The organism is Paraburkholderia sp. BR13444 (assembly GCF_040948755.1).
In the GTDB taxonomy this organism is placed as follows: Bacteria; Pseudomonadota; Gammaproteobacteria; order Burkholderiales; family Burkholderiaceae; genus Paraburkholderia; species Paraburkholderia youngii.
In genome coordinates this window covers 68,324-82,767 of record NZ_JBFPKM010000017.1, presented here as the reverse complement: position 1 = coordinate 82,767, position 14,444 = coordinate 68,324, and the positions used below count along the sequence as shown (strand labels likewise).

General features: G+C 62.1%; 9 protein-coding genes and 1 pseudogene. 5 read left to right on the top strand and 5 right to left on the bottom strand.

The features are described 5' to 3' along the window. Positions 1–136 precede the first annotated feature (136 nt). The gene (gene ppa / locus AB3X95_RS32535; protein ID WP_013088778.1) at positions 137–664 is read right to left on the bottom strand and encodes an inorganic diphosphatase; all 528 of its coding nucleotides are present in this window, start codon (positions 662–664) and stop codon (positions 137–139) included. 297 nt (positions 665–961) lie between these two features. Here ppa and AB3X95_RS32530 point away from each other — a divergent pair, with 297 nt between their 5' ends. The 3 genes from AB3X95_RS32530 to AB3X95_RS32520 all read left to right on the top strand — a co-directional run bounded on the left by AB3X95_RS32530 (position 962) and on the right by AB3X95_RS32520 (position 4,711). Then, the gene (locus AB3X95_RS32530; RefSeq protein ID WP_176121201.1) at positions 962–2,401 is read left to right on the top strand and encodes an aldehyde dehydrogenase family protein; all 1,440 of its coding nucleotides are present in this window, start codon (positions 962–964) and stop codon (positions 2,399–2,401) included. A gap of 91 nt (positions 2,402–2,492) precedes the next feature. Beyond that, positions 2,493–3,251: an SDR family oxidoreductase gene (locus AB3X95_RS32525; protein ID WP_176121200.1), complete on the top strand. Its 759-nt coding sequence runs from the start codon at positions 2,493–2,495 to the stop codon at positions 3,249–3,251. A 140-nt stretch (positions 3,252–3,391) separates the two neighbouring features. Then, a complete protein-coding gene (locus AB3X95_RS32520) occupies positions 3,392–4,711 on the top strand; it encodes an MFS transporter (RefSeq protein WP_176121199.1) in 1,320 nt (439 codons plus the stop codon). Between the two features lie 98 nt (positions 4,712–4,809). Here the strand turns inward: AB3X95_RS32520 and AB3X95_RS32515 are convergent, their stop codons facing one another. The 3 genes from AB3X95_RS32515 to AB3X95_RS32505 form a co-directional block, all read right to left on the bottom strand. Then, entirely contained in the window at positions 4,810–5,103 is a 294-nt protein-coding gene (locus AB3X95_RS32515) for a hypothetical protein (protein WP_368623448.1), read from the bottom strand. 143 nt (positions 5,104–5,246) lie between these two features. Next, positions 5,247–5,942, bottom strand: coding sequence for a glycine zipper 2TM domain-containing protein (locus AB3X95_RS32510; protein ID WP_368623447.1), 696 nt, complete (start codon positions 5,940–5,942; stop codon positions 5,247–5,249). A 181-nt stretch (positions 5,943–6,123) separates the two neighbouring features. Further along, positions 6,124–8,166: a sigma-54-dependent Fis family transcriptional regulator gene (locus tag AB3X95_RS32505; RefSeq protein ID WP_368623446.1), complete on the bottom strand. Its 2,043-nt coding sequence runs from the start codon at positions 8,164–8,166 to the stop codon at positions 6,124–6,126. Between the two features lie 310 nt (positions 8,167–8,476). Between AB3X95_RS32505 and AB3X95_RS32500 the strand changes: the two genes are divergently transcribed. Further along, complete coding sequence (locus AB3X95_RS32500; protein ID WP_368623445.1) at positions 8,477–10,003, top strand: aldehyde dehydrogenase family protein; 1,527 nt, start codon at positions 8,477–8,479, stop codon at positions 10,001–10,003. Positions 10,004–10,109: 106 nt separating this feature from the next. Here the strand turns inward: AB3X95_RS32500 and AB3X95_RS32495 are convergent. Beyond that, positions 10,110–10,355: pseudogene (locus AB3X95_RS32495) on the bottom strand (glutamate dehydrogenase); the annotation flags it as partial. Positions 10,356–10,667: 312 nt separating this feature from the next. Here AB3X95_RS32495 and AB3X95_RS32490 point away from each other — a divergent pair. Then, positions 10,668–14,444, top strand: coding sequence for a type VI secretion system Vgr family protein (locus tag AB3X95_RS32490; RefSeq protein ID WP_368623444.1), 3,777 nt, complete (start codon positions 10,668–10,670; stop codon positions 14,442–14,444).

Genomic DNA, 14,444 nt, shown 5'->3' with positions numbered 1-14,444 from the left:
ATAAAAATGCGTTCCGTTCATCGAAGCGATGCGTTCAGGTTATGCGCGCCGCAAAGCGCATAAAAAAACCGCGCGGTCCTTGCGGACTGGCGCGGTTTTCGTACTGCATGCAGCGAGCGGATGAACCGTGGTGCGCTTACTTCTTGTAGTTCGCCACGCCTTCGCTGATTTCCTTGTGGGCGGCATCGACGTCGGCCCAGCCTTCGACCTTGACCCACTTGCCCTTCTCGAGCGCCTTGTATTGCTCGAAGAAGTGCTTGATCTGGTCCTTCAGGTAAGCAGGCACATCGTCGACCGACTTCAGGTTCGCCGTCATCGGGCAGATCTTGTCGTGCGGCACGGCGATCAGCTTCGCGTCGACGCCCGATTCATCGGTCATCTGCAGCATGCCGAGCGCGCGGGCACGCACGACCGAGCCTGCCAGCAGCGGGAACGGCGTGATCACCAGCACATCGACCGGGTCGCCGTCGCCCGACAGCGTCTGCGGAATGAAGCCGTAGTTGGCCGGATAGCGCATGCCGGTGCCGATGAAACGGTCGACGACGAGCAGGCCCAGCTCCTTGTCGGCTTCGTACTTCACCGGGTCGCTTTGCGCCGGGATTTCGATGATGACGTTGAAATCGTGCGGAAGGTCTTTGCCTGCGGGAACGTGATTGAAGCTCATGAGCGCTCTCTGAAGGGGATGGAAATCGGAAGGCGGCGAACGGCGCGCGGGCTGCGGATGCGGTGCGAACTGCGTGCGAACCGCGAACGCCAGGCCCTGAAGCCCTCTCGCCCCGAACGACGGGGCCGCGCACCGGACCGTACGGAATGCGCCATTATAGCCAATCGGCAGGTGGCATCCGCGGTCGGATCGGCGCGATAATCGTCTGGCGAGTCTCGCTTCGCGTCTCTACCGTTTTGTGTCTCCCCTTCGAACCCGCGCCGCCGCACGCCGGCCGCACGTCATCAAGGAGCATGCATGGAAGAAGCACGGCATTTCATCGGCGGCGAGTGGTGCGCCGCTTCCGGCGGCGAATCGATCGCCGTACTCGATCCATCGGACGGCCAGCCGTTCACGCGCATCGCGCGCGGCACCGAGGCCGATATCGACACCGCCGTGCACGCGGCGCGCCGCGCGTTCGACGGAGCCTGGGGCGCGCTCGCCGCCGCCGAGCGCGGCCGCGTGCTGTACCGGCTGTCGCTGCTGGTGGCCGCGCGCCAGGAAGACCTCGCACAGCTCGAAGCGCGCGACACCGGCAAGCCGCTCAAGCAGGCGCGCGCCGACGCCGCTGCCCTCACCCGCTACTTCGAGTTCTACGCCGGCGCGGCCGACAAACTGCACGGCGAGACCCTGCCCTACCAATCCGGCTACACGGTGCTGACGATCCGCGAGCCGCACGGCGTGACCGGCCACATCGTGCCGTGGAATTACCCGATGCAGATCTTTGGGCGCAGCGTCGGCGCGGCGCTCGCGACCGGCAATGCGTGCGTGGTCAAACCGGCCGAGGACGCGTGCCTTTCCGTACTGCGTGTCGCCGAACTCGCCGCCGAAGCCGGCCTGCCGGCCGGTGCGCTGAACATCGTCACCGGCTACGGCCACGAAGCGGGCGCCGCGCTCGCGCGTCATCCGGGCATCGATCACATCTCGTTCACTGGCTCGCCAGACACCGGCAAGCTCGTCACGCAGATGGCCGCCGAAAACCACGTCCCCGTCACGCTCGAACTCGGCGGCAAGTCTCCGCAAATCGTCTTCGCCGACGCCGATCTCGACGCCGCGCTGCCGGTGCTGATTTCCGCGATCGTGCAGAACGCCGGGCAAACCTGCTCGGCGGGCAGTCGCGTGCTGATCGAGCAGGCCATTTACGAGCCGCTGCTCGACCGGCTCAGCAGCGCCTTTCAGGCACTGCGCGTCGGGCCGTCGAAAGCCGACCTCGACTGCGGGCCGCTGATCAGCGCGAAACAGCAGCAGCGCGTGTGGGACTTCCTGTCGGACGCGCAACACGACGGCATCGCAATGGCCGCGCACGGCGAAGTGATTCCCGAAGCGCCTGAAAGCGGCTTCTACCAAGCCCCGACCTTGCTGCGCGACGTCCCCGCGAGCCACCGCCTCGCGCGCGACGAAGTGTTCGGCCCGGTGCTCGCCGCGATGTCGTTCCGCGACGAAGCCGAAGCGCTCGCGCTCGCGAACGGCACGCAGTTCGGGCTCGTCGCCGGTATCTGGACACGCGATGGCGCGCGCCAGATGCGGCTCGCGCGACGCGTGCGCTCGGGCCAGGTATTCATCAACAACTATGGTGCGGGCGGCGGCGTCGAGTTGCCGTTCGGCGGCGTCAGGCATTCGGGGCATGGCCGCGAGAAAGGCTTCGAGGCACTGTATGGCTTTACGGTGCTGAAGACGATCGCGATCCGCCACGGCTAGCGAATCCGGCAGGGCTCGCTCGCGATCAGCGCGACCAGCGCGTTACATGCAGCAACGCATCGCTCTATCCATCACAAACAACGGAGACATCATGCGGTTGACAGGTAAAACGGCCATCGTCACGGGCGGCGGTTCGGGTTTCGGCGAAGGCATCGCGAAGACCTTTGCGCGCGAAGGCGCGAACGTCGTGGTCAACGACCTCAACGGGCCGGCCGCCGAACGCGTCGCGAGCGAGATCGCGATTACGGGCGGAAAAGCGATCGCGGTGCCCGGCAACGTCGCGCATCGCGACGACTGGCGCACGCTGCGCGAAGCCGCGCTCGAAGACTTCGGCAGCGTGCAGATCGTCGTCAATAACGCGGGCACTACGCATCGCAACAAGCCGGTGCTCGAAGTGACCGAGGCCGAGTTCGACCGGGTCTATGCGGTGAACGTAAAGAGCATCTACTGGAGCGTGCAGGAGTTCGTGCCGTATTTCCGCGAGCAAGGCGGCGGCAGCTTCATCAATATCGCGTCGACGGCGGGCGTGCGGCCGCGGCCGGGGCTCGTCTGGTACAACGGCAGCAAGGGCGCGGTGATCGTCGCCAGCAAGTCGCTCGCCGTCGAACTCGGGCCGCAGCGGATTCGCGTGAACTGCGTGAATCCGGTAATCGGTGAGACCGCGCTGCTGTCCGAGTTCATGGGGGTCGAGGATACGCCGCAGAATCGGCAGAAGTTCCTCGCGGGGATACCGCTCGGGCGGTTTTCGACGCCGCAGGATATTGCGAATGCGGCGCTGTATCTGGCTTCGGATGAGGCGGAGTTCATTACCGGCGTGTGCCTCGAAGTGGATGGCGGGCGCTGCGTGTAGTGATGGGTCTGACGCTGCGCACGCGCTGCGTGCGCATTCAGTGTTTTCCCCCAATATCGATTCGTCGTGCAAATGGCCTGGTGCGGATAGAATCGACCGGCGGGTGGCATTTCAATTCCATAACAAGAGGAGACACAGTCATGGCTAGTCCTGCAGATCCGCTCCACCATCCCGGCGCTGGCGCGCCGCCTTCGACCTTCGAAGAGGCGACTTATCGCAAGGTTACCTGGCGGCTCGCGCCGCTGTTGATGCTGTGCTACATCGTTGCGTATCTGGACCGTGTGAACGTTGGCTTCGCGAAGCTGGGGATGAGCACGGATCTTGGCTTGAGCGATGCGGTGTACGGCTTCGGCGCGGGGATTTTCTTTATCGGCTATTTCATCTTCGAAGTGCCGAGCAACGTGATTCTGCATAAGGTCGGCGCGCGTGTCTGGATCGCGCGGATCATGGTTTCGTGGGGCGTGATATCGATGCTGACGATGTTCGTCACCACGCCGACGATGTTTTACGTGATGCGCTTTTTGCTCGGGCTTGCCGAAGCGGGGTTCTTTCCTGGGATTATTTTGTACCTCACCTACTGGTATCCGGCGCATCGGCGTGGGCGGATGACGACCTGGTTTATGACGGCGATTGCGCTGTCTGGGGTGATCGGCGGGCCGGTGTCGGGGTACATCCTGAAGAACTTCAATGGCGTGAACGGGTGGCACGGGTGGCAGTGGCTGTTTCTGCTCGAAGGGATACCTTCGGTGCTCGTTGGGATCATCGTGTTCGTGGTGCTCGACGATCGGATTTCGAACGCCAGGTGGCTTACCCGGGAAGAGCAACAGTTGCTCGAGAGTCAGGTGTCGGCCGAGGAAGCGACCAAGCACGATATGCCGATTCGGCAGGTACTCACTAACGGACGGGTGTTGATGTTCAGCCTCACCTACTTCTCGTTTGTGATGGGGCTTTATGGGGTGAGTTTCTGGTTGCCGACGATCATCAAATCGACCGGCGTTACCGATGCGTTTTTGATCGGCTTGCTGTCGGCGGTGCCGTTTGCGGCGGCTGTCGTGGCGATGGTGTTCGTTGCGCGGAGTGCGGACCGGTCGAGGGAACGGCGGTGGCATATTGCGGTGCCGGCGTTTCTTGGTGCTGTGGGGCTCGTGCTTTCCGTCGTTTGGACGCATAACACCGTGCTTGCTATGACCGGATTGACGCTGGCTACGATGGGCATCCTCACTACCCTGCCGTTGTTCTGGAGTTTGCCTACGGCGATTCTTGCTGGGACCGGGGCGGCCGCGGGGATCGCGATGATTAATTCCATTGGGAACCTGGCGGGGTTCCTTAGTCCTTATGCTGTGGGGTGGTTGAAAGAGGTTACCGCGGCTAATGACTCAGGGATGTATATGCTCGCGGCGTTCATGGTGCTCGGCGGTTTGCTTGCTATTAGTGTGCCGGCGAGGATGGTTAATAGATGAAACAGACTCGCAGATGAGCAAAGCCCTGGCGGTCTTTCTGCGCCAGGGCTTTTTGTTGCCATGGGTGCGAGCTTCCAACCATCGAATGGCCTGCCAGATCAGTCGTCATCGTCCCCGTGATGACGGTGCTCCGAGCCCCTGTGCCAGCCATGGTCATGGCGCCAGTGCCTGTCACGGTCGTCGTTGTACTGGTACCCATAGCCGTAACCGTAGCCATAGGCCGGAGCAGGCACGTACGTCACGGGTGGCGCCTCGTAGACCACCGGAGGCGGCGCGACATAAACCGGCCCCGGCGCGCCAAGATAAACACCAAAGTCGACATGAGCCAGCGCAGCGCTGGAAGCGCACGCAGCGCAAACGCCTGCAATCCACAAAATGAAGCTGCGCTTCATGTTTCTCTCCCTGTTCGCTGGCATCGGTTGTTGATGCGATTTAGCGATATCGATTGTATGTGTAGCTCTGGTTGGCAAATAAACGTGAAGTGTCAGTCTGGTAACCGTTTGTAAGGCCTCGTGCCCTCCAGTTCTCTGCGTGCTTACGAAGCACTCAGAGAATCGCCATAGACATGCACCCGCTCACCAGCCTGAACGGGAGGCTGATTGTCGTAGTTGAAGTTTCGATAACTGCCATCCTGCATCCTGACCTGCACCTGGTAGGTGGCAGCTTTGCGTACCGCATGTTCGATGCCGTTACCGGCAAGGCCGCCGCCCACCGCACCCGCTATCGTCGCCAGAACACGGCCGCGACCTTGACCAACCTGGTTGCCCAGCAGCCCGCCCGCCACCGCACCGCCTACCGCACCGAGTCCGGTGGTCGGCTCCTGCGTTTGGACCGCGTTGACCGCGACGACTTCACCTGCATCAGGGTCGACGGCAACGGGTCGAGATGGCGGCTGCGTGACATCACGGTAACTATCGTCATGCGCGTATCTGGGCGCGGGCGACGACGCACTGCTGTGGTGGGGATGAACATGGGATTCGCTCACCGTGTTGGTCCGCGTGCCTTGTTGCTCCGCATACGGTTTAGCCGAGTCGAGCGGCGTGCTGGCCGGCTTCACCGCAACCGATGCAGTTTGCGACGGCGGCGGTGTTAGCGCTCGGGATGTGGGAAGCAGACCGGTCATTGCGGCAATGCCGGTGCCGCTGGCGAGAATCACAGCAACGGCAGCTCCGGCGACGAGAGGATGAATGCGGCTGCGCGCGGATGAATCGGAAGGCAGGTTGGTGGTCATTGCTGGCTCCGTGGTATGTGCCTGCAAGAACGCCGATGCCATCGAGTCGGTGGACCCGGCTATTGTGAGATGTGTAAGCAGTTGTAGTTCGCCGGGACACGCTGGCATCCAAATCGACTTATAGAAAAAACAATGGCCGGTCTCCCGGCCATGATCGATTGGGCCCGCGAAAACTTCCGCGTCAATCCTTTTCCGCGCTCCGTCCCGACTGCGACTGCGCCGCTGGCATCCTCCGGTAAATGGTGTTGCGCGACACGCCAAGCGCACGCGCCGCCGCCGAAACGTTGCCGCCGTACCGCGCCAGCGTCATCGCGACGACTGATGCGGCGACATCCTGCAGCCGCGCGCCGTCGCGCACCGACGCTTCGCCTGTGGCAAGCGCGTCCGCATTCGCAACGTCGGCGACGGCCGATACGCCAGAGTCACCTTGACCTGCGTCGTCGCCGCCACAACCCGCACCACGAACATCCTCCAAAAAATCATCCGGCAAATGCTCCCACCGGATCACCCCGTTCTCTTCCACCATCGCCGCCGCAGTCCGCAGCAGATTAGCCAGTTGCCGGCAGTTACCCGGCCACGCATGCCGCCCGAACGCCGCCATCACATCAGCCGCAACGCTAAGCGCCTGTCGCCCCCCGCTTTCCACTGATTCCCACTGCAGCATCTTTTGAACGACGACCGCCAGATCGCTCCGCTCACGCAACGCCGGCAACCGAACCGCAAGCCCGTTGATCCGATAGTAGAGATCCTCACGAAACTGATTCCGCGCAATCATCTCGCGCAAGTTGCGGTGTGTCGCGCAAATAACGGAGACATCGACAGGAACCGACAGCATCGCCCCAAGCGGCGTCACCATCCGCTCCTGCAAAACACGCAGCAACCGCACCTGCAACGAATACGGCATATCCCCAATCTCATCGAGAAACAGCGTGCCTCCATTCGCTTGCATCAGCCTGCCGATCGCCCCTTTGCGCCGCGCGCCGGTAAACGCCCCCTCTTCATACCCGAACAGCTCGGATTCGATCAGCGACTCTGGAATCGAAGCGCAGTTGACCGCAATAAACGGCCCATCACGTCGCGGCGAATCGTTGTGAATCGCCTGCGCGAGCAACTCCTTGCCGGTACCGGTCTCGCCGGTGATCAGAATCGGAATATCCTTGCCGAGCACCTTGCGAACCTTCGCAATCAGTGCGGACACACGAGCATCACCGGTATCGAGATCGCTCAGCCGCGATAGTCCCGCGGCCGGTTGACGCGCCTTCGCACACACCGGTCGCGGTGCGGCTGCACGCTGCACCTCAACGGCCCCGCGCTCCAGCCCAAACGCCGCCCGCCTGAACTGCCCACGTGCGCAAACCACCGCACCGTTGTGCAGATTCAGCATCAGATGCGGCGCAACGCCATGCGTCAAACGGTCGATCAGTTGCGCATACGAGATCTGAAACAGCGACGACAGCGTATGCGCGCGCAACGCAGCGAGCGACAAGCCCAACTGAAATTGCGCACTCCGGTTCGCGGACAGAAAGCGACCATCATCGGTAAACGCAATGATCCCTTCCATCAGCGTGCCGAGAAACTCCGGCCGGCCGTGAAAAGACACTTGCAGCACGTCGCGAAACGCAGTCGAGAACAGATGGTTTTCGATCATCTGCACCGACATCTTCGCGAGCGCCATCGTGTGCTGGTGATAGCTGCGGTGGTCGCCCGTCACGTCGAGCACGCCGATCAGATCTCCATACGGATCGAGAATCGGCACACTCGAACAGGTCAGGAAGCGGTTCGCCGCCAAATAGTGCTGATCGCCATGAACGACCATCGCACACCCCTCGGCGAGCGAGGTACCGATCGCGTTGGTCCCTTGACGATCCTCGGCCCAGTTCGCGCCAGGCCGCAGCGCCACTTTTTCCGCGCGATGCAAAAAGTCGTCGTCGCCGATCGAATGCAGGATCAACCCTTCGGCGTTGGTCAACACGATCATGCTTTGCGTATTGACGATCTGCTCGCGCAGCGTCTCCATGACCGGCATCGCATGCGCGCACAGCACCTGGTTCTGCTCGCGCTTCAACGCGAGGCCAGTATCGGACAGGATGTCGTAATCCGGCCGGAACGATGCGCGCAGGCCGAACGTCTCGGAGCGTTCGTGCGCTTTCTGGATCGCCGGGGCAGGCCACGCTTTGGAGCGGTTAGCCGCCGCCGGGCTGACCGGATGAACGTCGTCGCGCATTGTCTCCTCCTGAATGCGCCCGGGTCGTGCCAGACGCTTTGATGCATGTCGACAGAATACTCCGTTTGCCAGTCCGCCCGACGCCCGCCGTGACCCCGCGCGGGCCCGCATCGTTGATCTGCATCAGCGTCGGCCGAATCTGCGGCGATTCTGAACAACCGCTGCCCGCGCATCTGTTCCGAAACGGAACACTTCCGCTTAATAGCCCAGCCCGATCCCTGAAATTTCGCATGTCGATGCATTGGTATGGTTCCTGCCTGATGTGGTCCCGCGCAGTCACCCGATCACCATCACAAAACGGAGACAAGTGATGAATCCATTTGACCTGAAAGCTCTTGGCATCGACATCGAGTATCCCTATCGCCAGCGTTATGAAAACTACATCGGCGGCAAGTGGGTGCCGCCGGTCGGCGGCGACTATTTCGACAACGTGTCGCCGATCAACGGGCAGCCGTTTTGCCGCGTGCCTCGCTCGGCCGCCGCGGACATCGACCTCGCGATCGACGCCGCGCACGCGGCGCGCCGCAAATGGGCGAAGACGTCGGTGACGGAGCGCGCGAACCTGCTGCTCGCGGTGGCCGAGCGCATGGAAAAGAACCTGAAGCTGCTCGCGGTCGCGGAGACAATCGATAACGGCAAGCCGCTGCGCGAAACCATGGCCGCGGACCTTCCGCTCGCGGTCGATCATTTCCGCTATTTCGCGGGCTGCATCCGCGCGCAGGAAGGCGGCATCTCCGAGATCGACGACAACACGGTCGCTTATCACTTTCACGAGCCGGCTGGCGTGGTGGGCCAGATCATCCCGTGGAATTTCCCGCTGCTGATGGCCGCCTGGAAGCTCGCGCCCGCCCTCGCGGCCGGCTGCTGCATCGTGATGAAACCCGCCGAACAGACGCCGGCTTCGGTACTCGTGCTGATCGAACTGATCGGCGATCTATTGCCTGCCGGGGTCATCAATATCGTCAACGGCTTCGGCAGGGAAGCGGGCGAAGCGCTCGCCACCAGCAAGCGCATCGCGAAGATCGCGTTCACCGGCTCGACGCCGGTCGGCAGGCGCATCCTGCACGCCGCCGCGGACAACCTGATTCCGTCGACGGTCGAACTCGGCGGCAAGAGCCCGAACATCTTCTTCGCCGACGTGCTCGATCGCGACGACGCATTCCTCGACAAGGCGCTAGAAGGTCTCGCGATGTTCGCGTTGAATCAGGGCGAGGTTTGCACGTGCCCATCGCGCGTGCTGGTTCAGGAGTCGATTTACGAGCGCTTCATCGAGAAGGCGATCGCCCGTGTGGAACGCATCAAGGCCGGCCATCCGCTGAACCTCGAAACGATGATCGGCGCGCAGGCCTCGCAGCAGCAGCTCGACAAGATCCTGTCGTATATCGACATCGGCCGGGACGAAGGGGCGCAGTGCCTCGTCGGTGGCGAGCGCGCCACGCCCGGCGCCGGTCTCGGCGAGGGCTTCTACGTGAAGCCGACAATGCTGTTCGGCAACAACGATATGCGCGTGTTCCAGGAGGAAATCTTCGGGCCGGTCGCTTCGGTGATGACGTTCAAGGACGAACAGCAAGCGATCGAACTCGCGAACGACACGTACTATGGCCTGGGCGCGGGCGTATGGACGCGCGATGGGACGCGCGCTTACAAGATGGGACGCGAGATCGAGGCGGGACGCGTTTGGACCAACTGCTATCACCTGTATCCGGCGCACGCGGCATTCGGTGGCTATAAGCAGTCGGGGATCGGGCGCGAAACGCACAAGATGGCGTTGTCGAATTATCAGCAGACGAAGTGTCTGCTGGTCAGCTATCAGGCGGAGGCGCTTGGGTTCTTCTGAGCGAAGGGCGCGCGTCGTTCGCTGACGACGCGCGCTCTACCCCCGCGTGCCCCAGACGTTGAGTAGTCGCGGGGGCAAGCAATTGCGCTGGCATCCCACCAGTCGTTCAGATCACGCCTTGTGCCAGCATTGCGTCGGCGACCCTCACAAAGCCGGCGATATTCGTCCCGTTCACATAGCTGACCGAACCGTCGTCGCGACGGCCATGTCGCAGGCAGACTTCATGAATGCTGCGCATGATGTCGTGCAGACGTGCATCGACTTCTTAGCGCGGCCAAGAGATGCGCATAGCGTTCTGACTCATTTCCAGACCCGACGTGGCGACACCGCCGGCGTTGCTGGCCTTGCCGGGGAATACGGAACGCCGTTGCTTTCGAAGCACTTCGCCCGACGAATCAAATTTATTGCCTAGTCACGCTAAAAATTCATCCAATTCCGATCGCCGCGGGCCATCTCCGTCCCGATACTTGTCGTTCGCACATAACAAGGAACGACGATGACGAACGGCAACGGCCGGCCAATGATCCGGCTCGCAGGCAATGGCACGGGCTGCGGCGCGATTCTGACTGCATCGTGAGCGTGCCAATTGCGAGAACTTGCTCACCCCCGTGAACACATCCTGGGTCTTTCCTCTGACGCACTACCCACATGGGGCAATGCGCCTGTGCTGGTGCCGCTCCGTCTGCGCGGCGCCGAAACCCTGGGCAAACTTTATCGATACACGCTCGATGTCGCGACGATCGAAAGTCCGACGCTCGGAGTGTGGCAAGCACAGGAACTCGTCGTGCCTGATCGCCTGATCGGCAAGGTCATCGACATTTCGATCGCTTTCGACGGCAACGGATTGTTCGGTCGTCATGGGTTGGTACGCGGCGACGTGGCACACGCGAGCGCCGGCCGCCGCACGATGTCGGGCCTCATCACAGGCATCAAACAGATGGGTACCGATGAACGGCGCGCCTATTACCGCCTCGTCGTCCGCCCCTGGCTGTGGCTGGCCACGAAGAACTGCGACAGCAGGATCTTCCAGGACGCCAGCGTGGTGGACATCACTGACCGGGTACTCAAGGAGCGATATCACTTCCCGGTCGTGATGGAACTCGGCGCGCCCGGCCTGCGCAACGGCTACCCGAAGCGGGACTATATCCGGCAGATGTGGGAATCCGACTTCGATTTCCTCACGCGGATCTGGAGAGAATGGGGAATCTACTACCTGTTCGACGGAATGACGCTGGTACTGTGCGATTCGCCCGGCTCGCACAAACGACACGACAACGCATACGACACGCTGCGCTACCATGCGCCCGACAGCAGGCACGTCGACGAGGAGCACGTTCACAAGCTCGAGGTATCGCATCAGATCACGCCAGGCAAGGTCAGCCTGATCGATTACGACTACACGCGCCCCGCCGCGCGCTTCGAGGGCGAGTACGAGAGCCACAGTGAGCAGGCCCACGACAACATCGAGCAATACGGTTGGGGCGACTATTCGCAGCCGCTTGCGGGTGCGACGGGACTGTCAGGTGAGCGGAGCGACTTCCGCGATGAAGCCGGGCACCTCGCGAGCGTGCGTGTCGATGCAATGCGCGGTCATCGTCTGCGGCTGAAGGGTCAAGGGAATCTGCGCGGTCTGACAACCGGGAAAACATTCTGGCTCGACAACCATCCGCTGCGGGAAGTCAACGCCGAGTACCTGGTCGTATCGACGACCCTCGATATCCGTAATGCACCGCAGAACACGCAGTCACCCGGCGCGGACACGAACGATGCGCTGCACCAGTGCGCGACCGACTTCGTGCTCCAACCCGCCAATACGTTCTTCAAAAACCGTCCGAAGAAAAAGCCGCGTTGCGCGGCGGAAACGGCAATCGTGGTCGGCCCCGAGGATCAGCCGATATGGGTCGATGGATATGCACGCGTGAAGGTGCGCTTTGCGTGGGAGCGGCTTGCCCCGAAGAACGACAGCGCCAGTTGCTGGGTGCGGGTGTCGTCGCCGTGGCAAGGCAACGGCTTCGGTGCGATCTATCCGCCGCGCATCGGTCAGGAGGTCACGGTCAGTTATCACGAAGGCGACCCGGACAAGCCTTACGTGTCGGACCGGATGGTCAACGGCCAGAATCAGCCGCCCTGGAGGCTGCCCGACAACCAGGCGCTCTCGGGCATCCTTAGCAGCGAGCTCAAGGCGGGCTGTGCGAGCCAGACCAATCACGTCGTACTGGATGACACGCCGGGCCAACTGCAGGCACAGATCGCCAGCGACCACGCCCAGTCGCGCCTCGTGCTGGGCTACAACACGCATGTCGTGCGCGACGCAGGCCGGCAGCAGGCACGCGGTGAAGGCTGGGAACTGGCGACGAACGCATGGGGTGTCGCGCGAGCCAACCGAGGCATGCTGATCACCACCGAGGCACGTCACGGCGCTAGCACCCCGGCAAAGGATGCCGGCGAGACCGTGGCGCGCCTCACTCAGGCGCGCGACACCCACGAGAACCTCGCGAGTCTCGCGCGGCGGCACGAGGCACAGGAACAGCAGACTAGTCAAAGCGAAGTCGCGCGGGCCATCAAGGCGCAGAACGACGCGATTCGCGGCGGCAAGGCAAGCGCGGAGCTTCCCTTTCCGCAACTGACCCAGCCCGACCTGGTGCTGGCCAGCGCGGCGGGTCTCGGTCTCACGGCAGCGCAAAGCACGCACGTGGCGAGTGCCGAACACATCGCGCTCAGCGCGGGCGGACACGTCAGCGTCGCGGCGGTGAAATCGCTGCTGGCGTCGGCGGTCAACGGCGTGCGGGTGTTTGCGCAACATCTCGGCATCCGGCTCAAGGCCGCATCGGGCAAGGTGCAGATCGACGCGCAAAACGACGACGTCGAGATCATCGCGCAACGTGTCGTCAACATCATCAGCAGAGCCGATTCGATCAATCTGATGGCCAGCAGGGAAATCGTCTTGCATGCTGGTAATACGAAAGTGGTCATCAATTCGGACGGGTACAAGGTCTATACGGGTGGCGAGCATCGGGTCCATGCGAGCGGTCATCGGACCGACGGGCCAGCGGCACGGCCTGTCAGTCTGCCCGTCACGCCAGAGAGTCCCGGCAGGCTTGCGGCGCATCATGTGCTGATCGAACACGATTCCGGCTTTGCGCTGCCGAACCAGCCGTACCGGATCACGCTCGACGATGGTCGGCTGATTCAGGGTGTGACCAACGCGCTTGGCGAGGCGAGTCTCGTCACCAGCAACATGCTTGCGTTCGCGACGGTAGAACTGCTTGCCGCGAGCGAGCCGGATAAAGTGATTGCGGTTAGCAGAGGCGCGGTGATCAGGGCGGCGAACGAGTCATTCGCTGGCGCTGTACCCAATGCCGAGAAACGCAGTGCCACGGTCGCAGGAAAGGCCGTGGCCTCTCCGAACGAGAGCGCGACGACGGAAGATAAACGACCCGAATTCGTCTCGTGCGATCCGATGAACTTCGGGCTGCGGTTTTATCACTTCGTCAACGGTGCGACCGAGGGTGACACGCCCGCCGGTATGTCGATGCGCAAGGGTGTCGAATACCCGGTGACCAAGGCTTATGCGGCTGCGATCAAGGCTGCGCTGCAGGGGATCGATTGGGGCGGGGTGGCGTGGCCGTTGACTGCCGATTCGATAAGAATGATTCAAAACGCGGTCATGCCGAAATTGGAAGACGCGCTTGGTGCCGGGCCCTTTGGATTACCACGACGCGATGCCGCTAGTCCGGAAACTAGTGATGGCATGCCACAGATCGTGATAGCCGATCCAGAGCGGACAACGCAGTACAACCTGCGACAGGACGTCAGTGCCGCGTTCATCGGGAAGTACTGGCTTATCGCCGTCAACGAGAGCGAGATCGCGCACATCGTCGAACTCAAGCACCAGCCGACCTTGCTGGATAACCGCCTCAAGGCATTTGCCGACACGCTGTATCACGAGTCTCGCCACTGCCAACAGTACTTTTGGATGTTTTCTTTGCTTCAGCACTTTCCAGACGACTACAAAGACCTGCCGAATGTCCAGAGGTTGTATTGGTCGACGATGCTAAAAGAAGCCTATACAGCGGCTGGAAACACGCCACTACCTGACGATCGCCGCGTTCACATCGGTCTGCACAGGATGCTTGTCTTCCACTACTACTGGCTGGTCTCTTACATGCGGGACATGCCCGGTTGGGAGTATCTCAGCCGAGATCTCCCGCTTGCCGAAAGGAAGGTATGTGACCTGCTGAACGTATCTCCTGAAACAGCACAAAAAATGGTGCAATTCGAAACCGGCTATAGGAGCCAACTTCATGAAGAAGATGCCTATGCCTGCGCGGAAGTGGTCCAGGCCTACTGGCAAAATCCTCGTGATCCTCTCGTTCGCAATCCCGGTACATGCACAGCTCAGTACACCGACGCCCTCAGGATCGTCGGGGCCAGGAGTTGA